The following is a 22,917-nucleotide window of genomic DNA, read 5'->3' as shown; positions in this document are numbered from 1 at the left end:
CCTCGGGCTGATCAAAAGGCCCGACACTAGACGCAGGCTTGCCAAGCGATAAGCTAGATAGGTACCACCTCTTCAGAACAGCGCCAGCTGCTGGCCGGTCAACCCTTCGAAACTGTCGCCAACAAAAGGCAGGATGGCATCGGCCACCGGCTGCAGCTGCCGCGTCAGGTAATGCTCGTAGTCCACCGGCGCTTGCAGGTTTTCCAGGGGTTCGGGGCCCGCCAGGGTGATCAGATAGCTGATCCAGCCGCCGCGCTGGTATTGCAACGGGCGGCCAAGGCGGCGGTTGTAGTCATCGGCCAGCCGGGCCGCACGCACGTGCGGTGGCACATTGCGCTGGTAATCGACTAGCGGCCGGCGCAAACGCTTGCGGTACACCATCAGCTCATTCAGCTCGCCCGCCAGGGTGCGCCGTACATAATCGCGCACATACGCCTGGTAAGGCTCCCCGCGGAATATCCGGCCATAAAGCTCCTGCTGGAACTCCCGGGCCAGCGGCGACCAGTCGGTACGCACCGACTCCAGGCCCTTGTAGACCATCTGCTCGCTGCCATCGGCCCGCTGCACCAGCCCGGCGTAGCGCTTCTTGCTGCCTTCGTCCGTACCGCGGATGGTGGGCATCAGGAAGCGCCGGTAATGCACCTCGAACTGCAGCTCCAGCGCGCTATCCAGGCTCATCTGCTCGCGCAGGTGTTCGCGCCACCACTGGTTGACCTCGGCCACCAGCTCACGGCCGATGCGTGCTGCAGTCTCCTCGCCGTGGGCGCCCTTGAGCCAGACGAAAGTGGAGTCGGTATCGCCGTAGATCACCTCGTAGCCCCTGGCTTCGATCAGCGCACGGGTCTGGCGCATGATCTGGTGGCCGCGCATGGTGATCGAGGAAGCCAGGCGCGGGTCGAAGAAGCGGCAGCCGCTCGAACCCAACACCCCGTAGAAGGCATTCATGATGATCTTCAGCGCTTGCGACAGCGGCGCATTGCCCTCGCGCTTGGCTGCTTCCCGGCCCTGCCATACCCGCTCGACGATGGCCGGCAGGCAATGCTCGCTACGGGAAAAACGCCCACCCCGGAAGCCTTCCACCGAGTGTTCATCGTCGGGCAGGCGCAAACCTTCGACCAGCCCCACCGGGTCGATCAGGAAGGTACGAATGATCGACGGGTACAGGCTCTTGTAGTCCAGCACCAACACCGAGTCGTACAGGCCCGGGCGCGAATCCATGACGAAGCCACCGGGGCTGGCTTCGTCGGGGCGGCTACCGAGGTTGGGCGCGACGAAGCCCAGGCGGTGCATCTGCGGAATGTACAAGTGGCAGAACGCAGCCACCGAGCCACCGCTGCGGTCCACCGCAAGGCCGGTGACCGAGGCCCGCTCCAGCAAGAATTCGAGCAGGCGGGTGTGGGCGAAGATGCGCGTCACCAGCTCGCAATCCTTGAGGTTGTAGCGCGCCAGCGCCGGCTTGTCCTCGGCGAAGCGGCGGTTGATTTCATCCATGCGCTGGTACGGCGTATCGATGGCCTTGCCTTCACCGAGCAAGGTCTGGGCGACACTTTCGAGGCTGAACGACGGGAAGCTCCAGGTCGCCGAGCGCAGCGCCTCGATGCCGTCGATCAGCAGCCGCCCCGGGGCATCGGCGAACACGTGGCCACCACCGGCATGGCTGCGCAAGGTCATCGGCGCGCCATTGCGTCCCAGTGCCAGTGGTACCTGCAGCAGCTTGGCGTGCTCGTGCAGCAGGCGCAGGTCGAACTGGATCAGGTTCCAGCCGACGATTGCATCCGGGTCGTGCTCGGCCATCCACAGGTTGAGGCAGGCCAGTATGTCGGCGCGGTCGGCGCAGTAGTGCAGGTCGAAGTCCAGGCCATCAGCCGTGCCGTTGGCCGGCCCGAGCATGTACACCTGGCGCTGGCCACAGCCTTCCAGGGCAATGCTGTACAGCTCGCCCCGCTCGCTGGTCTCGATGTCCAGCGACACCAGGCGCAGCGGCGGGCGATAACCCGGCAGGGGCTTGAGCTGGGCATCGCAGAGCACGCCTTGGGCATCCGGTTGGCCGGTGAACTGCACCGGGGCGGTGATGAAGCGCTCCATCAGGTAGCGCTCGGGCGGGCGAATATCGGCTTCGAACACCTCGATACCGGCCGTGCGCAGGCGTTGCTCCAACTGCATCAGTTGCCGGTGCTGGCGGCAGTACAGGCCCAGCACCGGGCGGTGGTCAAAGTCCTTCAGCTGCAGCGGCCGCAGCTCGACACCGGCTTCGTTGGCCAGCAGCACCCGTGCGTGCGCTTCCTGCGCCTGGGGGATGAATGCCACCGATGCCTGTGGCGCCAGGCGCAGCTGCCGTGGCCCCTGGTCGGTGGCCAGCCAGAACTCCACGAAGGTGCCTTCGGGCGCGTCATGCCAATGTCGGGTCAGGACAAAGCCCTGCTGCAACTCCACCGCGTCGACCTCTGAATCGTTTGTTGTGCTGATTGCGGCGATTCTACCGCTGACGCACCGTCGCAGCGCATTTTGTTGGGGCCAGCAGGTGTTTGCCGAAATATTTTCAGCGCCGGGCGCTTGCCGACGGCCGGGCGCATGCTCGAACGCGTGTGCAGCCGTACAGGTAATTGATGTCCTTGCAGGGCAGCGGTGGCACCTGGCCAAGCAGGAACTCGCGCAGCTTGTGCATCTGCCGCGCCTTGGGGCTGGCCTTGAGCCAGGTCATGTAATAGCCGTCGCCGGTGGCCACCGCGTGCTTGAACGGCGTAACCAGGCGCCCGGCCAGCAGGTCGGCACTGGCCAGCACCAGGTCGACCACCGAAATACCCAGGCCTTGCTGTGCGGCCGAGATGCCCTGGTCGAGGGTATCGAACACTTGCCCGTGGTCGATGCTGATGTCCAGCGCGTCCATGCGAGCCAGCCAGCGCCGCCAGTCGCGCCGGTCAGGGGACGGGTGCAGGAATTCGCACTGGGCCAGATCGGCAAGGTCCGGTTGCGCCTGGGCCATGTAATCCGGGTGGCACACCGGGATCAGCCATTCATCGAACAGCTTGAAACTCTCGATATCGGCGGGAAAACGCCCGTTGGCCAGGAGGATCGCACAGTCGTAGGGCTCGGAATAGAAGTCCACGCTGTCGATGTCCATCCACACGCTGGACAGCTGCACGCTGCAGTTGTCCTCGGTCTTCTTGAACGCATCCAGCGCACGCAGCAGCCAGCGCACGGTCAGCGTGGACGGTGCCTTCAGACGCAGGCCGTAGCGGTCCTGGCGCAACAGGGCGCAGGCATTTTCGATGATCTTGAAGCCAACCTTGAGTTCCTGCGCCAGCAGGCGGCCGTGCTCGGTCAGGGCCAGCTTCGGCCCGCGGCGTTCGAACAGGTCGCAGCCGAACATGGCTTCGAGGGTCTTGATGTGGTGGCTGACGGCGCCCTGGGTCAGGGCCAGCTCTTCCGCGGCACGGGTAAATGAGCCATAGCGAGAGGCTACCTCGAAGGCACGCAGCGCGTGCAAAGCCTGAATCCGTTCCGACATGGCGACGCCCCGAGCATGAGTAAGACTAATAGTAGGTCATAGTTCCACGCGTTTTACAACGTCAAGGACGTCTCGGAAAATGCAGGTAAATAATAAACATAACCAAGATCCTGCCTGCATGTGACTTGAACGTTCATCAAATTTACGCCTGGGGAAATCATGTCGACGGGTTATGGAACTTGCTATCGCCTGGATGCGCTAGAGCTGGCCGCTGACCATGTGCGCAACACGCGACATTGGACCTACAAAGCCGTAGAACATTTTCGCAGTGTCCTCGCCAACCCCGAGTTTCCCTGCCTGTTCGGCCGCAAGGCGGTAAACGGCGCAACCTGCCACATCCTCTTCGCCCGAGCCGGGCAACTGGCCGATGACATCGCCATGGGCCTGGCCGACTACGTGCGCACCGTCGCACCTATCCCACCCAAGCAGCGTATCGGCAGCCCACTGGTGGTGTTTCTCGAAACCGCCGCCGACTACACACTGGCCGAGCAACAGGCGCTGGCCTGGAAGGTGTTGCGTGGTGTGCACGCGCGCGACCCGCATCCCTGGCCGCAGGGCATCCCGACCGACCCCGACGACAATGCCTGGTCGTTCTGCTTTGCCGGCATGCCGCTGTTCATCAACATGAACTTCCCCGGCCACCAGCAGATGAAAAGCCGCAACCTGGGGCCACACATTACCTTCGTCATCAACCCGCGGGCGAACTTCGACGAAGTGGCCAACGTCAACACCGAAAGCGGCCATCGTATCCGCGAACGCATCCGCGAGCGCGTGCACCACTACAACGACGGCGTCATGCCCGACACCCTTGGCTTCTTCGGCGATGCCGACAACTACGAGTGGAAGCAGTACCAACTGCAGGAGGCAGGGTCGCTCAACCCGTCCCGCTGCCCGTTCCACGCCCATGCCGTACAGCCGGCAACACCCGACATACTGATCGAGACCTGACCGTGAATACCGCACTCACCGCTACCTACGCCCTGACTGTCCTGCTACTGATCGCCACCCCCGGCCCGGTGGTGGCACTGATCGTCAACACCGCGGCCGCCTCCGGCTCACGCAAGGCCATGTTCACCGCTGTCGGCACCAACTGGGCATCACTGGTGCTGATCGGCGCAGCGGCCTGGATCATTCTCACCAGCGCCGCCATCGACAAGGCCTGGCTCAGCGCCATGAGCCTGCTGGGTTGCCTGTTCATCGGCTACATCGCCGTCGGCACGTTGCGGGAAGCCCTGCAGGCGCCTGCAACCGAGGCGCCAAGCGACCTCGCCAAGCCTGGCCGCGGCGGGCTGCTGCAAGGTTTCATGGTGGGCATCTCCAACCCGAAGGACATCATCTTCTTCATCGCCTTCTTCCCGCAGTTCATCCAGATCACCGAGTCATTCGGCAAGAGCATGGTGGTGCTGTCGTTGCTGTGGGTGGCCATCGATTTTGCCGTGCTCAGCCTTTACATCTTCGCCATCGGCAAGATCGCCTCGCAACGCAGCAACCGCATGATCAGCCTGGCCTCGGGGGTCGCCCTGCTGCTGATTGCCGCCGGCGGCCTGCTGTACAACGTCAGGGAGCTGGCGGCCTGAATGTGATGCACGGTGCCCGCTGCGAGAGAAGGAGACCCCATGACTGCGATTGACACGAGCCCTTCACCTTCGCCGTTGCAACAGGACTACCAGCGCTTTCTGCTGCTGGGCAGCCGGCGTGCACCGCACACCGTGCGTGTGCACGAAACCGGCTACCGCTCCGGCACCATCAATACCGATGCCCTGGGCCTGCGATACAGCCATTGCGCCGGCAAGCGTTTTTCGGTGGCCGAACGCGGTGGTGCATCACGTGTCAACCTGCTGGTCGGCGGTTCCGCGGCGCTGGGCATCGGTGCCAGCTCCGACGAACACACGGTGGCCTCGCACCTGTCGATGCTTACTGGCGAAGTCTGGCTGAGCCTGGCCGGCTGCGGGCTCAATGCGAGCCAGGAGCTGCTGATGTTCCTGACCCACCAGCACCGCCTTGGCCAGCTTGGCCATGTGGTGGTGCTCAGCGGCCTCAACACCCTGGCACACGAAGCCCTCTGCGAAGTCCTCGAAAACCTGAACGACCCGCGGCACGCCAAGGCCTATCAGGACTTTCTCAACAGTTTCAGCGAAGGCATGCAGCCCACGACAACGCCACGTCGGCAATCGCTGTGGCGGCGCATCGGTCAGGCGTTGGTCACGCCCCCGGCCGCGATACCTGCCACCTGGTCGCTGTCGCCTCCGGAAAAGCGCCTCACCCGAGCCGCCGACAACATTGGCCGGACCTTGCGCCAATGGGACCGGCTGCTGGCAGACAGCCACTCCACCCTCACCTTCATCCTGCAGCCGTTGCTGCCCTGGTGCCGGGATAGCGTGCCCGCTGGCGAGGAGGCGATGCTGGATGCGCTTCAGCGGCAACCGGCGAATTTCGACCGGCTGCTGGACGGCGCATTCGACAGCCAATTGCACTCGGCCTTCTTCCGCCGTATCAAGAGCCAGGCCGACCCGGTGCCTTGCTACGACATGAATTGCATGCTCAGCAGCTCGCCGGTGTTCGGCGCCGACCTGTTCATCGACCGCCTGCATTTGAACGACCTGGGCAACAATGCCCTTGCCAAGGTCATTACCGCCAAGCTTGGCCTGGCCCAGGAAAAACATGCCCAGCGCAAGGTCACGCCGATCAAGCTCGTCTGAGAATTGCCGGGTGGTCTTTCGGCCAGGCCCCTTGGGTGGCTAGAATAGGCCGTCGTTCCGATCTGCCCGAGGCGCACGCTTGACCGCCATGAACATCGAAGCCTTCCATCAGTACCTGGCACCCTCTGGAGCTTGCCTGTGAGCCGCATGCTTCGCTTGCCCCCGCTGTTGATCGCCCTGATGCCACTGGCTGCGCACGCGCTGGAGGTGCGCATCGACCCTCATGCCGACCTGCTCTACCGCCAGGCCTTGCCCCTGCTGGAGCAGGCCGACAACCAGGACGACGGCGCCAGCACGCTGCGCACGGCCATCGGCGGCGACCCGGAGCTCAGCCGCCAGGGCCAGGCAATGGCCCACACCCTGCCGACCGCGGTCGCCTTGCTGAAAAAGTCCGTGGAGCTGGGCCACCCGGTCGCACAGTACCGCCTGGCGCTGTACTACATGACCTACCTGCCCGCCGCGCAAATCCCGGATGCCGCCTGCCCGTTGCTCGAAGCCAGCCTCAGGCAGGGCTTTGCCGCACCGGCACCGGCCATCGCCACCTGGTGCCCTCCCTACAACGCCAGCAACGAGTACCGTACTGCGCTGGAGGCCATCCCCAACATGGCCACCGTGTATGCGCCCTACTACCCGCAACCGGCCACGCACCTGGCCTGCAACCGCAACCGGCCACAAGGCCTGGAAATGCAGTGGGGGCGCCAGCGTGACTACCAGGCCGAGGTATACCGCCTGCTCGGCGACCTGGACCCGCAGCACCGCCAGAGCCTGCTGCAGAAGGCCGTGGACACCAACGGCTGCGTGACGGCGCAGCAGCACCTGACCAGCCATCCGTAACACGGACGCGGTTTCTGTGTAGGAGCGGCCTTGTGTCGCGATGGGGCGCGCAGCGGCCCCAGGATTTCAGCTTCGCCGCAGATATTGCCGGGGCCGCTGCGCGCCCCATCGCGACACAAGGCCGCTCCTACAAGGGACCGTGCCCAGGCATAGCAAGATCGTTCAAGCCATCCCCCGCCCCGTCTGGCATGCTGGCCTGCCAACGTACACGCACTGCAGCCACCATGCCCCACATCGCCCGCCAAGCCTTTCTCCACGGCGCCATCGCCATTCTCCCGTTGTCCCTGGCCGTCGCCCCCTGGGGCCTGCTGGCCGGCTCCATGGCCATCGAGGCCAACCTCAGCGCCTGGGAGGGGCAAGGGCTGTCGGCCATCGTCTTCGCCGGTGCCGCGCAACTGGTGGCGATCGGCATGCTCAAGGGCGGCGCCAACCTGGCGTCGATCCTGCTGACCACCCTGCTGCTGACCTCGCAGCACCTGCTGTATGGCCTGACGATGCGCCCGGTGCTGTCCAGCCAGCCGCTGCGCTGGCGGCTGGGCCTGGGCTTCCTGCTCACCGACGAGTTCTTCGCCCTGACCAGCCAGTACGACCAGCAGCAGTTCAACCGCTGGTACGCCCTGGGCGTGGGCCTGACCTTCTACGTCGCCTGGAACCTGTTCACCCTGGCCGGCATCCTGCTGGGGCAGAACATTCCGCACCTGGACCAGCTCGGCCTGGACTTTTCCATTGTCGCCACCTTCGTCGCCCTGATCGCGCCGCTGGTGCGCAACCTGGCCACGCTGGTGTGCGTGGCGGTGTCGCTGTTCTGTTCGGTGCTGTTCAGCTACTGGCACTGGGAAACCGCCCTGGTGGCCGCAGGCCTGCTGGGCATGAGCGCCGGTTTCGTCTGCCAGAAATTCGCCGGAGCCCGCGCATGACCTGGGTCCTGATTCTTGCCATGGGCGCCATCGTGTTCCTCAACCGCTATGCGTTCCTGGAGCCGCGCCTGCCCTTGCGCCTGAGCTCCAACGCCAGGCAGTTCCTCGGCTTTGCCGTGCCAGGCATGCTCACCGCGATTTGCGGCCCGATCATATTCATGCCCGAGCACCAGCTGGACCTGAGCCTGCTCAACCCTTACCTGCTGGGTTCGCTGGTGGCCATCGCCCTGGTGCTGTTGACCCGCAGCGTGTTGCTGAGCATGCTGGTGAGCATGTTGATCTTCTTCCTCTTGCGCAGCTGGCTGGCATGAGCACGCCCCTGCGCGAACAGACACACCTCTGGCAGGCGCCGGCACTGGGCGACGTCGAGATGCTGCACGCGCGTTATTTCCAGCAGCGCTTCGCCCCGCATGTGCATGAAGGCTATGTGTTCACCGTGATCGAGTCGGGCGCACAGCGCTTCTGGCATCGCGGCAGTGAGCACCTGGCGCCGGTCGGCAGCATGGTGCTGATCAACCCCGACGAGCTGCACACCGGTGCCACCGCCCACGAAGCGGGCTGGCGCTACCGTGGGTTCTACCCGGAACATGAACGGGTAACCGGGGTGCTCGACGAACTGGAACTGGGCCGCCACGGCATGCCCAGCTTCAAGGACAGCGTGATCCACGACCCGGCCCTGGCGCTTGCCTTCAGCCAGTTGCACCAGCTGTCCGAAGCCGGCGCCAGTGCCCTGCAGCAGCAGACCGCCTGGCGCCAGGCGGTGCTGGCCCTGGTGCAACGGCACGGGCAATGCGCCGATCCTGCCACCCCTGGCCACGAACCGCTGGCAGTGGCCCGCGCCCGTGAGCTGCTGGAAAGCCAACTGGCCGACCCACCCTCGCTCGAAGCCCTGGCGGCGGCGGTCAACCTGTCACCGTTCCACTTCGCCCGGGTGTTCCGCCAGGCCACTGGCCTGCCGCCACATGCCTGGTTGAAACAGCGGCGCCTGGCCCGTGCGCGGGAAATGCTCAAGCGTGGCTGGGTGGCCTCGGAAGTGGCGTTCGACCTGGGCTTTGCCGACCAGAGCCATTTGAGCCGGCAGTTCAAGCAGGCCTACGGGGTAACGCCAGGGGCTTATCGCAGCGCCTGCCTGCAAGGCTGAGCTGCGACAGCCGGCCTCAGGCAGGCCGGCCAGCCACTGCTACACTGACAAGGCTGAATGGAGGATCCTGCCATGTCCGAAAGAGAGCTCACCACCCTCCTGTCGCTGATGAACCAGCGCCAGGCCTGCCTGAGCAGTGCCTGCAAGGAGATAGCCGACTGGATCGACCGGCAGGGCGACGTGCCCGCCGCCGGCAAGATCCGCGCAAGCCTCAAGGCTCTGGAGGCTGATGAGGCCCAGGTCCGCAAGACCCTGACCTCGCTGACCCTGGACAGACCGCTGCCCAAGTTTCGCAGCTGATTGAACCGGGGGCTGCCTGGCAGCCCCCAAAGGGTTCAGCCTGATCAGTGCTTCATGTGCATGTGATCATGCCCGCCGCCCGCCTCGGCGTTGAGCGCACGCACTTCGGCCTGCACGTCCAGGGTTTCCTTGGCCCCCTTGGCATCTTCGATGGTCAGGGTCAGCGGCACTTTCTCGCCTTCCTTCACCTGGTTGTTCAGGCCCATCAGCATCACATGCAGGCTATTCGGGTCGAGGGTCACCGCCTTGCCGGCCGGTAACTCGACCGCCTTGACCTCACGCATGCCCATCACATCGCCGTTCATGGTCATCTCGTGCACCTGCACGGTCTTGGCCACAGGCGAAGCCACGCCCACCAGCTTGCTGTCGCTGCTGGCGGTCAGGGTCATGAAGGCACCGGTGGACTGCTGGTGCGGCACGGTTGCCCGCACCCAGGCGTCACTTACGGTGGTCTGGGCCAGGGCCGGCAGCGCCAGGCCCATCAGGACCAGGGCAGCCAGGCCGCGCTTGATCGGTTGCATCGACATTCAGCAGATCTCCATCAGGGTGACCAGGTCTTCGGCGCATTCCTGGGCGGTAAGGGAATGGCCCAGGCTCAGGCGCAGGGTGCCACGCGTATCGTAGACGTAGCTTGTGGACGAGTGAGAGACGGTATAGGTATCACCGGCCGGGACTTTCTCGTAGAACACCTTGAATTCCTTGGCCACCGCGGCGATTTCCTCGGGGGTGCCGGTCAGCGCGGTGAACGACGGGTCGAACGCCTTCACGTAGGCATCGAGCACCTCGGGGGTGTCACGTTCCGGGTCCAGGGTAATCAACACCACCTGGAACAGGTCGCGATCGCGGCCGCGCAGCAGCTTGCGGATTTGCGCCGCGCGCGCCAGGGTGGTCGGGCACACGGCCGGGCACTGGGTGAAGCCGAAGAAGATCATCGGCATGCTGCCGTAGAAACTCGACAGGGTGCGCACATTGCCTTGGGTGTCCTTGAGGCTGAACTTGCGCCCAAGGATTTCGTTGCTCATGTTCTTGCCGTACTTGAACTCGAGCCCCCGGGCCGGGCTGCAGCCTGCCAGCAGGCCAAGCCCGAGAACGCCCATCCCGGCGACAACTGCGCGCCGGGTATATAGATCATTCATGAAACCATCCTTTACAGGGAAGGTGCCGGCCCTCGGGACGGGCCGGTCGAAAAACCGGGGCATTCTGGCACGACACCCCGAGGGGTTCTACCCGACGAAGGCAAGGATCGGCTGCAGCCCTTTGAATACGGGCTGCGGCCTGTTGTCGCAGGGGTTGAAACAGTAACACTTTGTTGCTAAGGAAGAGGGTTCAACGCGATCCCTGTAGGAGCGCGTCAACCTCAGTAGTAGGCGTTCTCTTTCTGACTGTGGTCAGTCACGTCACGCACGCCCTTGAGTTCGGGAATACGCTCGAGCAGGGTGCGCTCGATGCCTTCCTTCAGGGTCACGTCGGCCTGGCCACAGCCTTGGCAACCACCACCGAACTGCAGCACGGCAATACCGTCGTCGACAACATCCACCAGGCTCACCTGGCCGCCGTGGCTGGCCAGGCCGGGGTTGATCTCGGTCTGCAGGTAGTAGTTGATGCGCTCGTTGATCGGGCTGTCTTCGTTGACCATCGGCACCTTGGCATTCGGTGCCTTGATGGTCAGCTGGCCACCCATGCGGTCGGTGGCATAGTCGACCAGTGCGTCTTCCAGGAACGGCACGCTGACCGCGTCCAGGTAAGCGGTGAAGCTCTTCAGGCCCACGGCGGTGTCGTCAGGCTTCTCTTCGCCCGGCTTGCAGTAGGCGATGCAGGTTTCGGCGTACTGGGTGCCCGGCTGGGTGATGAAAATGCGAATGCCGATGCCAGGCGTGTTCTGCTTGGAGAGCAGATCGGCCAGGTAGTCATGGGCGGCGTCGGTAATGGTTATAGCGCTCATGTAGGTTCCTCACAGACTTGCGGCCAAGTGTACGCCAACCCGGCCTTCGAACAAAGTCCTAGTATTTGACTCGGGAAAGCGCATATTCAGGGGCCTGCCCCCGTGGCGCCGCCAGCCAGGCCTGCATGCGCCGGTACAGGCCGCGCTCCAGCCACTGGTAGCTGAACCACGACATTAGTCCAATGGACGGCACGCACAGGGCGAACACCAGATACGGGTTCAACTGCAGGCGCTGGCTGGCGAACCAGCCTGCGTACAGCACCAGCACATGGACCAGGTACACCGAATACGAACAGTCGCCCAGCGCCTTGAGCAGCCGGTTGCCGCGGAACACTGGTTCCAGGGCGACGAAGGCCAGCACGATCATTGCGCTCGGCACGCCCCAGTGCAGCAAGCGCCGGGAAGCGTCCAGGTGGTAGATGGCAAGGCTTGCAACCGCCAGCAACGCCAACGGCAGCCAGCGGCCCTGGTGGATCAGCCCGCGACGGTGCAGCACGCCCAGGCCGATGCCGAGCAGGAATTCGTAGATGATGTCGTTGCTGTAGAAGCGGCTGAGCACGCCCAGTCGGCCCAGTATCTCGCTGGCCAGCAGCAGCGCGGCGGTGACCAGCAACTGGTGATGACGCTGGCGCACCAGGAAGGCCAGGCCGAACAGCAGGTAGAAGAACATCTCGAAGTTCAGCGTCCAGCCCACGTTCAGGGTCGGGTACAAGCCGTAGCCACCGGGGTTTTCCGCCGGAATGAACAGCAGCGACAGCAGCAGGTGGTGCCAGGTGAATGCCTGGTGCGGCATCCATTGACTGAAGGCCAGCAGCAAGGTTGCCATCAGCGCCGTGTAGAACCAGTAGGCCGGAACGATACGCAGCGCCCGGTTGAGCAGGAACTGGCGGGGCTCGATGGCCTTGTCGCAGGTCGACAGGTAGATGACCAGCCCGCTGATGACGAAGAAGATGTCGACGCCTGCGGCGCCGCGGTCGGTGAGCAGTTGGCCGATGGGGCCGGAGGCTTGGAAGTCGAAGAAGATCTGCATGAAATGGTGGCAGACCACCACCCAGGCGGCGAACGCCCGCAGTGCCTGAAGCGAATACAGCATGGAGAACCCTGCAATTGCCGGTGCATTGAGGCCTTTGGGAGCGCGTTGCGCTCCATCGCCGGCAAGCCAGCTCCCACAAGTACTGCGCAGCCTTCAGGCATGTGCGGCCCTTGTGGGAGCTGGTTTGCCGGCGATTGGGCTGCACAGCAGCCCCCGGACCACCCATCGGTTCCGACCGCAGGGTAATCGGAAAGGTCAGCCCAACCGATCAGAGGTTCTCGTAGCGGTTCATGTCCAGCACGCCCGCCTCGACCGGCTCGGTCTCCTTGATGAAGCTGTTCAGGTCATGGAAGTAGCGCCAGAACTCTGGGTGACTGCGACGCACACCCCAGCGCATGACGATGCGCTCGAACCTGGCCGGGTCATCTTTCGCATACTCCATGTCCTCGACGAACTCGGGCACATCCCTGGTCGGGATGTTGAAGATGAAGTTGGGGTAGCTGCTGAGCACGCCCGGGTACAGGGTCAGGGTATCCAGCCCCGGCTGGTAGCGGTACGCCTCGCCCAGCAGGAACGCCACGTTGCTGTGCGCGCGGTTGCGCAGCAGGCTGTACACCTGGCGCTGGCCGCCCTGCCCTTCGATGCGCAGCATGGTCGCTTCGGGCAGCTGGTTGATCACCTTCAACCCGGCAGCCGGGCGCGACACCAGGCGGCTGAGCGACTGCTCGGCATTGCGGAACTCTTCGCTCACCTGTGGCCGCGAGCAGAACGCGCCCTGGCAGCGGTTGATCGGGTCAGGCGCGGCATTCAGGCTGCCGGTACGCTGCAACAGCTTCAGGCCGAAGTCGCGCTTGGGGTTGCGCGGGTCGAGCTGGATGCCGCTCGGGGTGTCGGTGTCGATGTCTTCATAATCCATCCACATCTTCACCTTGCCGCTGTTCTGGTACCAGTCGCCGAGGATCGCCTTGCGCTGGTCGGCCGGCATCAGGCGCAGGAAGTTGACCTCGGCGCCGTTGCGGATCAGGTCGAAGTACAGGCGCGTCTGCAACTGGTGCGAGACGTTGCCGAACACATCGAAGTTGACCGCCAGCTGGTAATAGGTGCGCTCGAACAACGGGTAGTCGAACAGCCACACGGTCAGCGGCACATCACCGATCAGGCCCTTGGTCACCGAGGCGCTGTCGAAGTGGCGGAAAATGCTCAGCAACGCGTTGTCGTTACCGGCCCACAGCGTCGCCCAGCCCGGTGCCGGCATGTCGGCATAGGCTTCGCGGCGCAGCTTTTCGTACTCGTTGCGCTTGTCACGGTAGGCGTGCCACAGGCTCAGCACGCTGCCCACGTCATCGATCTGCCCAGGCATGGCCAGCAGCGGCGTGGCCTCGCCACGGTACTTGGCATCGGTGACGTAGCGGTCGTGGGCCGGCTCCTGGAACAACGCCCAGAAGTTGTCGCGGATCACGTCGGTGGCAATCTGCCCACGGCATACCGGGCCACGGATGAAGGTGCGCACGAAGTATTCGGCGTTATCCAGCATGAACTGGTAGCGCGCCACGGCCGGGATCGCTTCGAAGGTTTCGAACGGGTTGGCCCGGTGGCGCGGGCCGTAGCCTGGCAGCGCGGTGGCATGCCAGTCGCCGGCGTAGAACAGTTGCTTGACCCGCTTGAGCTTCTGCGGCCCCATCGGGTAGGTGATGTGCGTCTTGTGCACGATCACGCCCTGCACCGGGATCAACCGGTAGTAGAAGTCGGTGCCCGGCGGGTCATTGGGGCGGCGCGTGGCGATCAGGTCGACCGGCTGGCCGCTCGGTGTACGCGAACGTACCCATTGGAAGAAGTGGCCCTGCTCGCCACCGACGAAATAGATGTGCGCCAGGAACAGGTGCTCGTACAGCCAGCGGCCGACCAGCGCCTCGGTGGAACCCGGGCGGTTGAGCAGCTCTTCCCAGTCGGCAATCTGCTTGGCTTCGGCCGCACTTGGCTTGATCGGCTGGTACTCGACCGGCGCACCGGCGGCCAGCCAGCGGCGCATGGTGTCGTATTCCTTGTCGGTCAGGCCGGTCACCGCCAGTGGCATGCCTTCCTTGGGATGGGCGCCGGCATAGGCATCGAATTCTTGCGGCAACGGGCACATGTTGTTGCGGTTCAGGCCCAGGACGATTTCTTCGGGCAGCTTGGCATTGGGCGTGAGCGGGGTCTTGTGCCCGAGCTCCAGCATGCGCGCCATCAGCGCGGCCTGGCTACCCTGGTTGTCGAGGACCGAGTAAAAGCCCTTCTTGCGCCACTCGCCCTCGCTGTGGGCGTCGTAGAACAGCCGCGTGGTGGGCACTGCCTTGCTGCGCTCGCCCTGATACACCGGCACCTTGGTGGCGCCGCGCACCGCGCCTTCGGGGCTTTCCAGCTTCAGCTGGCAGGCGGCGTCGTTGCAGGCGTGGCAGGCCACGCATTTCTCGGTGAAGATCGGTTGAATGTCCCGGGTGTAGGAAATAGCCGGGCTCGACTGGGGGGCTTGCCCGAACGCCATACTGCTGATGAGCAGGGCGAAAACGCCGGCAAGAATACGATGCACCATGTGCGGAAAGTCCTGGGTATTGAAAGCCATCACGATTTGTTGCCTGGTCGTCCTTGGGTGCCCTGCTTCGCCGACGCCCGCCCAACATGAGCCATTTTCATGCAAATGGGCGATGCGCCTAAAAACCGCGCAGCTTTGTTATGATTCTGCACCTTCTGAAATTTGCCCGACCAGGTAGTTCCTATGTCCGACCGCAGCGCTCGTCTCCAAGCACTCCAGAACGCACTCAAGGAGCGCATCCTGATCCTCGACGGCGGCATGGGTACTATGATCCAAAGCTACCGGCTCGAGGAACACGACTATCGTGGCACGCGTTTCGCCGATTGGCCAAGCGATGTCAAGGGTAACAACGACCTGTTGCTGCTCAGCCGCCCGGATGTGATCGCCGCTATCGAAAAGGCCTACCTGGATGCCGGCGCCGATATCCTCGAAACCAACACCTTCAACGCCACGCAGATTTCCCAGGCCGACTACGGCATGGAATCGCTGGTCTACGAGCTGAACGTCGAGGGCGCGCGCATCGCCCGCCAGGTGGCCGATGCCAAGACCCTGGAAACCCCGCACAAGCCGCGCTTCGTCGCCGGCGTGCTCGGCCCTACCAGCCGCACCTGCTCGATTTCCCCGGACGTCAACGACCCCGGCTACCGCAACGTCACCTTCGACGAGCTGGTAACGAACTACATCGAGGCCACCCGCGGCCTGATCGAGGGCGGCGCCGACCTGCTGCTGATCGAGACCATCTTCGACACCCTCAACGCCAAGGCGGCGATCTTCGCCGTGCAGCAGGTGTTCGAGGAAGACGGCATCGAACTGCCGATCATGATCTCCGGCACCATCACCGACGCCTCGGGCCGTACCCTGTCGGGCCAGACCACCGAAGCGTTCTGGAACTCGGTACGCCACGCCAAGCCGATTTCCGTGGGACTGAACTGCGCCCTCGGCGCCAAGGACCTGCGCCCGTACCTGGAAGAGCTGGCGACCAAGGCCGACACCCATGTCTCGGCCCACCCCAACGCCGGCCTGCCAAACGCCTTTGGTGAATACGACGAAACCCCGGCCGAAATGGCCGTGGTGGTCGAGGAATTCGCCGCCAGCGGCTTCCTCAACATCATCGGCGGCTGCTGCGGCACCACGCCGGGCCACATCCAGGCCATTGCCGAGGCCGTCGCCAAGTACAAGCCGCGCGAGATTCCGGAAATCGCCAAGGCCTGCCGCCTGTCGGGCCTGGAGCCGTTCACCATCGATCGCCAGTCGCTGTTCGTCAACGTCGGCGAGCGCACCAACATCACGGGCTCTGCCAAGTTCGCCCGGCTGATCCGTGAAGAGAACTACACCGAAGCCCTGGAAGTCGCCCTGCAACAGGTCGAGGCCGGCGCCCAGGTGATCGACATCAACATGGACGAAGGGATGCTCGATTCCCAGGCCGCCATGGTCCGCTTCCTCAACCTGATCGCCGGCGAGCCGGACATCTCGCGCGTGCCGATCATGATCGACTCGTCCAAGTGGGAAGTGATCGAAGCGGGCCTCAAGTGCATTCAGGGCAAGGGCATCGTCAACTCCATTTCCATGAAGGAAGGCGTCGAGCAGTTCAAGCACCACGCCCGCCTGTGCAAGCGCTATGGCGCTGCCGTGGTGGTGATGGCCTTTGACGAGGTCGGCCAGGCCGACACGGCCGCGCGCAAGAAAGAGATCTGCCAACGCAGTTACGACATCCTGGTCAATGAAGTGGGCTTCCCGCCGGAAGACATCATCTTCGACCCGAACATCTTCGCCGTCGCCACCGGCATCGAAGAGCACAACAACTACGCCGTCGATTTCATCGAGGCCTGCGCCTACATCCGCGACCACCTGCCGCACGCCCTGAGCTCGGGCGGTGTGTCCAACGTGTCGTTCTCGTTCCGTGGCAACAACCCGGTGCGGGAAGCCATCCACTCGGTGTTCCTGTACCACGCGATCCAGAACGGCCTGACCATGGGTATCGTCAACGCCGGCCAGCTGGAGATCTACGACGAGATCCCGCCTGCACTGCGTGAAAAGGTCGAGGACGTGGTGCTCAACCGCACCCCGCATGGCACCGACGCACTGCTGGCCATTGCCGACGACTACAAGGGCGGCGGCGCAACCAGGGAAGTGGAAAACGAAGAGTGGCGCTCGCTGCCGGTGGAAAAACGCCTGGAGCACGCGCTGGTCAAGGGCATTACAGCGTTCATCGTCGAAGACACCGAAGAATGCCGCCAGCAGTGCGCCCGCCCGATCGAAGTGATCGAAGGCCCGTTGATGAATGGCATGAACGTGGTCGGCGACCTGTTCGGCGCGGGCAAGATGTTCCTGCCTCAGGTGGTCAAGTCGGCCCGCGTGATGAAACAGGCGGTAGCGCACCTGATTCCGTTCATCGAAGCCGAGAAAGGCGACAAGCCGGAAGCCAAGGGCAAGATCCTGATGGCCACGGTAAAAGGCGACGTGCACGACATCGGCAAGAACATCGTCGGCGTGGTGCTGGGCTGCAACGGCTACGACATCGTCGACCTCGGCGTGATGGTGCCGGCCGAGAAGATCCTGCAAACCGCCCGCGACGAGAAGTGCGACATCATCGGCCTGTCCGGCCTGATCACGCCGTCGCTGGACGAGATGGTCCACGTGGCCCGCGAAATGCAACGCCAGGGCTTCCAGTTGCCGCTGATGATCGGCGGCGCCACCACCTCCAAGGCGCACACCGCAGTCAAGATCGAGCCCAAGTACAGCAACGACGCCGTGGTCTACGTCACCGACGCCTCGCGCGCGGTCGGTGTTGCCACCCAGTTGCTGTCCAAAGAGCTGAAAGCCGGCTTCGTCGAGAAGACCCGCCAGGAATACGAAGAAGTACGCGAGCGCACCGCCAACCGCAGCGCCCGCACCGAGCGCCTGAGCTACGCCCAGGCTATCGCCGCCAAGCCGCAGTACGACTGGGCTGGCTACCAGCCAGCGGTGCCCTCCTTCACCGGCGTCAAGGTGCTGGAAGACATCGACCTGCGCACGCTGGCCGAGTACATCGACTGGACCCCGTTCTTCATCTCCTGGGACCTGGCCGGCAAGTTCCCGCGCATCCTCACCGACGAAGTGGTCGGCGAGGCGGCGACGGCGCTGTACAAGGATGCCCGCGAGATGCTCGACAAACTGATCGACGAAAAACTCATCAGCGCCCGCGCAGTGTTCGGCTTCTGGCCAGCCAACCAGGTTGCCGATGACGATATCGAAGTGTACGGCGAGGACGGCCAGGCCCTGGCTACGCTGCACCACCTGCGTCAGCAGACCATCAAGCCGGACGGCAAGCCCAACTGGTCGCTGGCCGACTTCGTCGCGCCGAAGGCCAGTGGCGTTACCGACTACGTGGGCGGTTTCATCACTACCGCCGGCATCGGTGCCGAGGAAGTGGCCAAGGCCTACCAGGACAAGGGCGACGACTACAGTTCGATCATGGTCAAGGCCCTGGCCGACCGCCTGGCCGAGGCCTGTGCCGAATGGCTGCATGAGCAGGTGCGTAAAGAGCACTGGGGTTATGCCCGCGATGAACACCTCGACAACGAGGCGCTGATCAAGGAGCAGTACCGCGGTATCCGCCCGGCCCCCGGCTACCCGGCCTGCCCGGACCACACAGAGAAGGAAACCCTGTTCCGCCTGCTTGATGGCACTGCCATCGGTGAGACCGGGCCGAGCGGCGTGTTCCTCACCGACCACTTCGCGATGTTCCCGGCAGCGGCGGTCAGCGGCTGGTACTTTGCCCACCCGCAGGCGCAGTACTTTGCGGTGGGCAAGGTCGACAAGGACCAGATCGAGCGCTACAGCGCGCGCAAGGGCCAGGATGTGAGTGTCAGCGAGCGCTGGTTGGCGCCTAACTTGGGTTACGACAGCTAAGACCCTTGGGGCCGCTTTGCGGCCCATCGCGACACAAGGCCGCTCCTACAGGAGAATGCAATCCTTTGTAGGAGCGGCCTTGTGTCGCGATGGGCTGCACAGCAGCCCCAATAGCCACCTACACTGTCCCTGATTGCCTCTGATTTCCTCAGGAGCCACCATGGACGATTCCAGCCAGGGCAAGCCCCCTACCTTCTGGCAGATGCTGCACAGCATCCTCGCTGCCGCCTTCGGCGTGCAAAGCGGCAAGAACCGCGCCCGCGATTTCACCCACGGCAAGGCCAGCCATTTCATTGCGCTGGGGACGCTGTTCACCCTGGTGTTCATTGCCGTACTGATCGGCCTGGTGCAATTGGCCCTGCACCTTGCGCGCTAGCAAGAACGCCTGCGGGACTCCCTACCGCAGGCGCTCTGGCTGCATCACGGTCTTGAATACAAGTCTACTGGTGGCTGACCCAATACACGGCAGTGACCACCACCAGAACGATCAGGCAGAGGATCGCCCAGGCATCGACGCTGCTGTCAGCTTTGCGGACCTTGGTTGAGTTTCCCATTGCATTGCCTCTTGTAGTGGTTATGGGAATGCACTTCACCACCAGCAGTTAAGACGAGCAATGCCCTTCCCTCAAGCAGGGTCTTTCAATAATTGATCGGTGATGTCAGAAATGGGTACTGGTAGTCGGGCGGCCGCCCTTCGGCACTGTAATGCTGGAAATCGATACCGTAGTCGGGCCGTTCCAGTAGTTTCAGCCAACGGGTTGCCTTGGCCTGGTCAATCGACTGCAACACCGGGATGCGATGCTCGCGCAGGCCGTCGCGGTTCACCGTCAGTCCCTGGGCATCATCGTGCAGCATCACCATGGCCCAGCCGCCGAGGGTGAAATGCCCGCCCATCAGCACGCTAAGACGCCCGTCGATACGGGCATGCAGGGCCTCGGGCGAGCTGTTGATGGCGCTGAACAGCACATCGCGCCCCGGCTTGCGCCCTGCCTCCTCGAACGCCTGCATGGCACCAAAGGCCATTTCGTCGTTGGCCGACCATACCAGGCGGGTGGCCGGGTAGCGCTCCACCAGTTGCTGCGCCTGCTCGTAGGCGCGCTGGCGGCTCCAACCACCATATACCACCTGGCGCAGGCGCACCTGGGGGAAGTCGGCCAGGGCGCGGCGCATGCCCTCCTCGCGCAGCTGCGAGGCCGGGGTGGTCTTGACCCCGGCAAACGCCAGCAGGTCCACCGGCCCACTGTCGCGGGGCAATTGCGCGACCATCTGGTGCAACATCTCAAAACCCGCTTGCTCGTCGTTGGCCGTCAAGGTGCCCAGCAGCTCGGCATACTTGTCCGGCTGGGCCTCGATGCTACGGGCCTGGCTGGCAGTCAGGCCGTTGTTGACCAGGAACAGTTTGACGCCGGTGCCACGCGACAGGCGGATGATCTCCGGCGCCACGTACCGCTCATTGACCAGGACCAGGTAATCCGGCCGCTGCGGTCCGCCCAGGATCGCCCTGGCCTGGGTCAGCGCCAGGTCGGCGCGGCGTTCGCTGTATTCCACGTGCAGGGTCATGCCCAGATCGTCTGCAGCGGCCTGCATGAAGCGGGTATAACTGGTCCAGAACGTTTCGGTGGACAGCCCCGGGTTGAGGAAAACCACCGAAGCCGGTTGCGCACTTGCCGCCAGCGGCAAGGCAAGACACAAGCTTTGGCACAACGCCTTGAGCATGGGCTGACATCCCTGCGAAGCAAACGCCGGATTATAAACGCCAAGCCACGCCCAGCGCACAAATGGCAGTCAGTCTCACATAGTCCATTTGGTTCTTTTCATATGCAAAAACATCACTTTAGCGCATAAACGCAACCTGCTATCGTTCCCCGGCTCCGAAGCGGAGTGCGCGGCCGTGCGCGCGAATAGCTGCATGCCTGAGACAGGACTTTTATGTACGTATACGACGAGTACGATCAGCGGATCATCGAGGACCGCGTCAAGCAGTTCCGTGATCAGACCCGCCGCTATCTGGCCGGTGAGCTGAGCGAAGAAGAATTCCGCCCTCTGCGCCTGCAGAACGGCCTTTACATCCAACGTTTCGCGCCGATGCTGCGCGTCGCCGTGCCGTACGGCCAGCTGAACGCCACCCAGGTCCGCACCCTGGCCAGGATCGCCCGCGACTACGACAAGGGCTACGCCCACATCTCCACCCGCCAGAACGTGCAGTTCAACTGGCCGGCCCTGGAGGACATCCCGGACATCCTCGCCGAACTGGCCACCGTGCAGATGCACGCGATCCAGACCAGCGGCAACTGCCTGCGCAACACCACCACCGACCAGTTCGCCGGTGTGGCCGCAGACGAAATCGTCGATCCGCGCCCGTGGTGCGAAATCGTCCGTCAGTGGACCACCTTCCACCCGGAATTCGCCTACCTGCCGCGCAAGTTCAAGATTGCCATCAACGGCTCGCAGGAAGACCGCGCCGCCATCGAAGTGCACGACATCGGCCTGGAGCCGGTGCGCAATGCCGCTGGCGAGCTGGGCTTCCGGGTACTGGTCGGTGGCGGCCTGGGCCGTACCCCGGTGGTGGGCTCGTTCATCAACGAGTTCCTGCCGTGGCAGGACCTGATCAGCTACCTCGACGCCATCCTGCGCGTGTACAACCGTTACGGTCGCCGTGACAACAAGTACAAGGCGCGGATCAAGATCCTGGTCAAGGCCCTTACCCCGGAAGTGTTCGCCGAGAAGGTCGAGGCCGAAATGGTCCACCTGCGTGGCGGCAGCACCACCCTGACCGAAGCCGAAGTGCAGCGTGTATCGCGCCACTTCGTCGACCCGGCCTACCTGGCCCTGGACAACGTCGACTACGCCGCGCAGGACGCCGAGTACCCAGGCTTCGCCCGCTGGCGCTCGCGCAACACCCGCGCCCACAAGCGCCCTGGCTACGTGGCCGTAACCCTGTCGCTGAAGCCCACCGGCGTTGCCCCGGGCGATGTGACCGACAAGCAGCTGGACGCCGTGGCCGACCTGGCAGAACGCTACAGCTTCGGTTTCCTGCGCACCTCGCACGAGCAGAACATCATTCTTGCCGACGTCGAGCAGCGTCAGTTGCATGCCCTGTGGCTGGAATTGCGCGAAAACGGCTTCGCCACGCCGAACATCGGCCTGCTGACCGACATCATCTGCTGCCCGGGCGGTGACTACTGCTCGCTGGCCAACGCCAAGTCGATCCCGATCGCCGAATCCATCCAGCGCCGCTTCGACGACCTGGACTACCTGTTCGATATCGGCGAGATCGACCTGAACATCTCCGGCTGCATGAACGCCTGCGGCCACCACCACGTGGGCCACATCGGCATCCTCGGCGTGGACAAGAAGGGTGAGGAGTTCTACCAGGTGTCGCTGGGCGGCAATGCCGCGCGTGGCGCGAGCCTTGGCAAGATCCTCGGCCCGTCCTTCGCCCAGGATGACATGGCCGATGTGATCGAGAAGCTGATCGCCGTGTACGTCGAGCAACGTACCGAGGAAGAGCGTTTCATCGACACCTACCAGCGTATCGGCATCGACCCCTTCAAGGAACGCGTCTATGCAGCGAATCATTAAGAACAACCAGATCGTCGACGAAACCTGGCATCTGCTGCCCAAGGAAACGTCCTTTGACGAGCTGACCAACTGCGACGACTACATCGTCCCGCTGCAGATGTGGCGCGACCATGCCCATGCGCTCAAAGCCCGTGACGGCGGGCTGGGCATATGGCTGGACAGTGACGAAGAAGCCGAAGAAATCGGCGAAGACGTGCAGCACTTCCAGGTCATCGCACTGAACTTCCCGGCGTTCACCGACGGGCGCAACTACTCCAATGCGCGCCTGCTGCGTGACCGCTACAAGTTCAAGGGCGAGCTGCGCGCCATTGGCGACGTGCTGCGCGACCAGCTGTTCTTCATGGCCCGTTGCGGCTTTGACGCGTTCGCCATCCGTGCCGACAAGGACCCGGAAGACGCGCTGCAAAGCCTGAAGGACTTCTCGGTGACCTACCAGGCCGCCACCGACGAGCCGCTGCCGCTGTTCCGCCGGCGCTGATCGTCACCTTGCAATGCCAGACG

The 22,917-nt window shown here is 63.9% G+C and carries 20 protein-coding genes; 12 read left to right on the top strand and 8 right to left on the bottom strand.

Features of this window, described 5'->3' with window-relative positions:
* Positions 1–72 precede the first annotated feature (72 nt).
* Both GYA95_RS06240 and GYA95_RS06235 read right to left on the bottom strand, forming a co-directional pair.
* Positions 73–2,433 (bottom strand): DNA polymerase II, encoded by a 2,361-nt coding sequence (locus GYA95_RS06240; protein WP_015269756.1) that lies wholly within the window; start codon positions 2,431–2,433, stop codon positions 73–75.
* A gap of 106 nt (positions 2,434–2,539) precedes the next feature.
* Entirely contained in the window at positions 2,540–3,508 is a 969-nt protein-coding gene (locus GYA95_RS06235) for a LysR substrate-binding domain-containing protein (RefSeq protein ID WP_161551336.1), read from the bottom strand.
* Positions 3,509–3,667: 159 nt separating this feature from the next.
* On the opposite strand from GYA95_RS06235, the gene GYA95_RS06230 reads away from it, so the two are divergent.
* The 8 genes from GYA95_RS06230 (at position 3,668) to GYA95_RS06195 (ending at position 9,399) form a co-directional block, all read left to right on the top strand.
* Entirely contained in the window at positions 3,668–4,456 is a 789-nt protein-coding gene (locus GYA95_RS06230; protein ID WP_015269755.1) for a YqcI/YcgG family protein, read from the top strand.
* A gap of 2 nt (positions 4,457–4,458) precedes the next feature.
* Positions 4,459–5,085 carry a LysE family translocator gene (locus tag GYA95_RS06225; RefSeq protein ID WP_015269754.1) on the top strand — a complete coding sequence of 209 codons (627 nt, stop codon included), beginning with the start codon at positions 4,459–4,461 and terminating at the stop codon, positions 5,083–5,085.
* A 39-nt stretch (positions 5,086–5,124) separates the two neighbouring features.
* Complete coding sequence (locus GYA95_RS06220; RefSeq protein ID WP_015269753.1) at positions 5,125–6,207, top strand: hypothetical protein; 1,083 nt, start codon at positions 5,125–5,127, stop codon at positions 6,205–6,207.
* A 138-nt stretch (positions 6,208–6,345) separates the two neighbouring features.
* On the top strand, positions 6,346–7,041 hold the full coding sequence (locus GYA95_RS06215) for an SEL1-like repeat protein (RefSeq protein ID WP_015269752.1): 696 nt from the start codon (positions 6,346–6,348) through the stop codon (positions 7,039–7,041).
* Between the two features lie 224 nt (positions 7,042–7,265).
* Entirely contained in the window at positions 7,266–7,958 is a 693-nt protein-coding gene (locus GYA95_RS06210; RefSeq protein ID WP_013971958.1) for an AzlC family ABC transporter permease, read from the top strand.
* Complete coding sequence (locus tag GYA95_RS06205) at positions 7,955–8,269, top strand: AzlD domain-containing protein (protein ID WP_003260448.1); 315 nt, start codon at positions 7,955–7,957, stop codon at positions 8,267–8,269. The genes GYA95_RS06210 and GYA95_RS06205 overlap by 4 nt, the downstream gene beginning before the upstream one ends.
* The gene (locus tag GYA95_RS06200; RefSeq protein ID WP_015269750.1) at positions 8,266–9,099 is read left to right on the top strand and encodes an AraC family transcriptional regulator; all 834 of its coding nucleotides are present in this window, start codon (positions 8,266–8,268) and stop codon (positions 9,097–9,099) included. The genes GYA95_RS06205 and GYA95_RS06200 overlap by 4 nt, the downstream gene beginning before the upstream one ends.
* A 72-nt stretch (positions 9,100–9,171) precedes the next feature.
* The gene (locus GYA95_RS06195) at positions 9,172–9,399 is read left to right on the top strand and encodes a hypothetical protein (protein ID WP_003260451.1); all 228 of its coding nucleotides are present in this window, start codon (positions 9,172–9,174) and stop codon (positions 9,397–9,399) included.
* Between the two features lie 44 nt (positions 9,400–9,443).
* Here the strand turns inward: GYA95_RS06195 and GYA95_RS06190 are convergent, their stop codons facing one another.
* The 5 genes from GYA95_RS06190 to GYA95_RS06170 form a co-directional block, all read right to left on the bottom strand.
* Positions 9,444–9,926: a copper chaperone PCu(A)C gene (locus GYA95_RS06190; RefSeq protein ID WP_015269749.1), complete on the bottom strand. Its 483-nt coding sequence runs from the start codon at positions 9,924–9,926 to the stop codon at positions 9,444–9,446.
* Positions 9,927–10,535 carry an SCO family protein gene (locus tag GYA95_RS06185; protein WP_024086651.1) on the bottom strand — a complete coding sequence of 203 codons (609 nt, stop codon included), beginning with the start codon at positions 10,533–10,535 and terminating at the stop codon, positions 9,927–9,929. It lies immediately after the preceding gene.
* A gap of 221 nt (positions 10,536–10,756) precedes the next feature.
* Entirely contained in the window at positions 10,757–11,341 is a 585-nt protein-coding gene (gene nfuA, locus GYA95_RS06180; protein WP_003250416.1) for a Fe-S biogenesis protein NfuA, read from the bottom strand.
* Between the two features lie 58 nt (positions 11,342–11,399).
* The gene (locus GYA95_RS06175; protein ID WP_015269748.1) at positions 11,400–12,434 is read right to left on the bottom strand and encodes an acyltransferase family protein; all 1,035 of its coding nucleotides are present in this window, start codon (positions 12,432–12,434) and stop codon (positions 11,400–11,402) included.
* Positions 12,435–12,642: 208 nt separating this feature from the next.
* The gene (locus GYA95_RS06170; protein WP_161551470.1) at positions 12,643–14,943 is read right to left on the bottom strand and encodes a fatty acid cis/trans isomerase; all 2,301 of its coding nucleotides are present in this window, start codon (positions 14,941–14,943) and stop codon (positions 12,643–12,645) included.
* A gap of 183 nt (positions 14,944–15,126) precedes the next feature.
* Between GYA95_RS06170 and metH the strand changes: the two genes are divergently transcribed.
* Both metH and GYA95_RS06160 read left to right on the top strand, forming a co-directional pair.
* On the top strand, positions 15,127–18,834 hold the full coding sequence (gene metH, locus GYA95_RS06165; RefSeq protein ID WP_013971946.1) for a methionine synthase: 3,708 nt from the start codon (positions 15,127–15,129) through the stop codon (positions 18,832–18,834).
* Positions 18,835–18,994: 160 nt separating this feature from the next.
* Complete coding sequence (locus tag GYA95_RS06160; RefSeq protein ID WP_003256398.1) at positions 18,995–19,210, top strand: DUF2970 domain-containing protein; 216 nt, start codon at positions 18,995–18,997, stop codon at positions 19,208–19,210.
* A gap of 263 nt (positions 19,211–19,473) precedes the next feature.
* On the opposite strand, the gene GYA95_RS06155 is transcribed toward GYA95_RS06160, so the two are convergent.
* Entirely contained in the window at positions 19,474–20,550 is a 1,077-nt protein-coding gene (locus GYA95_RS06155; RefSeq protein ID WP_015269746.1) for an ABC transporter substrate-binding protein, read from the bottom strand.
* Between the two features lie 213 nt (positions 20,551–20,763).
* Here GYA95_RS06155 and GYA95_RS06150 point away from each other — a divergent pair, with 213 nt between their 5' ends.
* Positions 20,764–22,416 carry a nitrite/sulfite reductase gene (locus tag GYA95_RS06150; RefSeq protein ID WP_013971944.1) on the top strand — a complete coding sequence of 551 codons (1,653 nt, stop codon included), beginning with the start codon at positions 20,764–20,766 and terminating at the stop codon, positions 22,414–22,416.
* Positions 22,400–22,894, top strand: coding sequence for a DUF934 domain-containing protein (locus GYA95_RS06145; protein ID WP_013971943.1), 495 nt, complete (start codon positions 22,400–22,402; stop codon positions 22,892–22,894). The genes GYA95_RS06150 and GYA95_RS06145 overlap by 17 nt, the downstream gene beginning before the upstream one ends.
* Positions 22,895–22,917: the final 23 nt, after the last annotated feature.

This window comes from Pseudomonas asiatica (assembly GCF_009932335.1).
Lineage (GTDB): Bacteria > Pseudomonadota > Gammaproteobacteria > Pseudomonadales > Pseudomonadaceae > Aquipseudomonas > Aquipseudomonas asiatica.
The sequence above is the reverse complement of the archived record's forward strand: the minus strand, read 5'-3'. Positions and strand labels throughout refer to the sequence as shown.

Bases quoted from the DNA above. Each gene is read 5' to 3' on its own strand.
- GYA95_RS06210 (WP_013971958.1), top strand. From the start codon at position 7,266: ATGCCCCACATCGCCCGCCAAGCCTTTCTCCACGGCGCCATCGCCATT.
- GYA95_RS06145 (WP_013971943.1), top strand. From the start codon at position 22,400: ATGCAGCGAATCATTAAGAACAACCAGATCGTCGACGAAACCTGGCAT.
- GYA95_RS06190 (WP_015269749.1), bottom strand. From the start codon at position 9,926: ATGTCGATGCAACCGATCAAGCGCGGCCTGGCTGCCCTGGTCCTGATG.
- nfuA (WP_003250416.1), bottom strand. From the start codon at position 11,341: ATGAGCGCTATAACCATTACCGACGCCGCCCATGACTACCTGGCCGAT.
- GYA95_RS06235 (WP_161551336.1), bottom strand. From the start codon at position 3,508: ATGTCGGAACGGATTCAGGCTTTGCACGCGCTGCGTGCCTTCGAGGTA.
- GYA95_RS06220 (WP_015269753.1), top strand. From the start codon at position 5,125: ATGACTGCGATTGACACGAGCCCTTCACCTTCGCCGTTGCAACAGGAC.
- GYA95_RS06230 (WP_015269755.1), top strand. From the start codon at position 3,668: ATGTCGACGGGTTATGGAACTTGCTATCGCCTGGATGCGCTAGAGCTG.
- GYA95_RS06150 (WP_013971944.1), top strand. From the start codon at position 20,764: ATGTACGTATACGACGAGTACGATCAGCGGATCATCGAGGACCGCGTC.
- GYA95_RS06200 (WP_015269750.1), top strand. From the start codon at position 8,266: ATGAGCACGCCCCTGCGCGAACAGACACACCTCTGGCAGGCGCCGGCA.
- GYA95_RS06185 (WP_024086651.1), bottom strand. From the start codon at position 10,535: ATGAATGATCTATATACCCGGCGCGCAGTTGTCGCCGGGATGGGCGTT.
- GYA95_RS06170 (WP_161551470.1), bottom strand. From the start codon at position 14,943: ATGGTGCATCGTATTCTTGCCGGCGTTTTCGCCCTGCTCATCAGCAGT.
- GYA95_RS06160 (WP_003256398.1), top strand. From the start codon at position 18,995: ATGGACGATTCCAGCCAGGGCAAGCCCCCTACCTTCTGGCAGATGCTG.
- GYA95_RS06175 (WP_015269748.1), bottom strand. From the start codon at position 12,434: ATGCTGTATTCGCTTCAGGCACTGCGGGCGTTCGCCGCCTGGGTGGTG.
- GYA95_RS06205 (WP_003260448.1), top strand. From the start codon at position 7,955: ATGACCTGGGTCCTGATTCTTGCCATGGGCGCCATCGTGTTCCTCAAC.
- GYA95_RS06195 (WP_003260451.1), top strand. From the start codon at position 9,172: ATGTCCGAAAGAGAGCTCACCACCCTCCTGTCGCTGATGAACCAGCGC.
- GYA95_RS06155 (WP_015269746.1), bottom strand. From the start codon at position 20,550: ATGCTCAAGGCGTTGTGCCAAAGCTTGTGTCTTGCCTTGCCGCTGGCG.
- metH (WP_013971946.1), top strand. From the start codon at position 15,127: ATGTCCGACCGCAGCGCTCGTCTCCAAGCACTCCAGAACGCACTCAAG.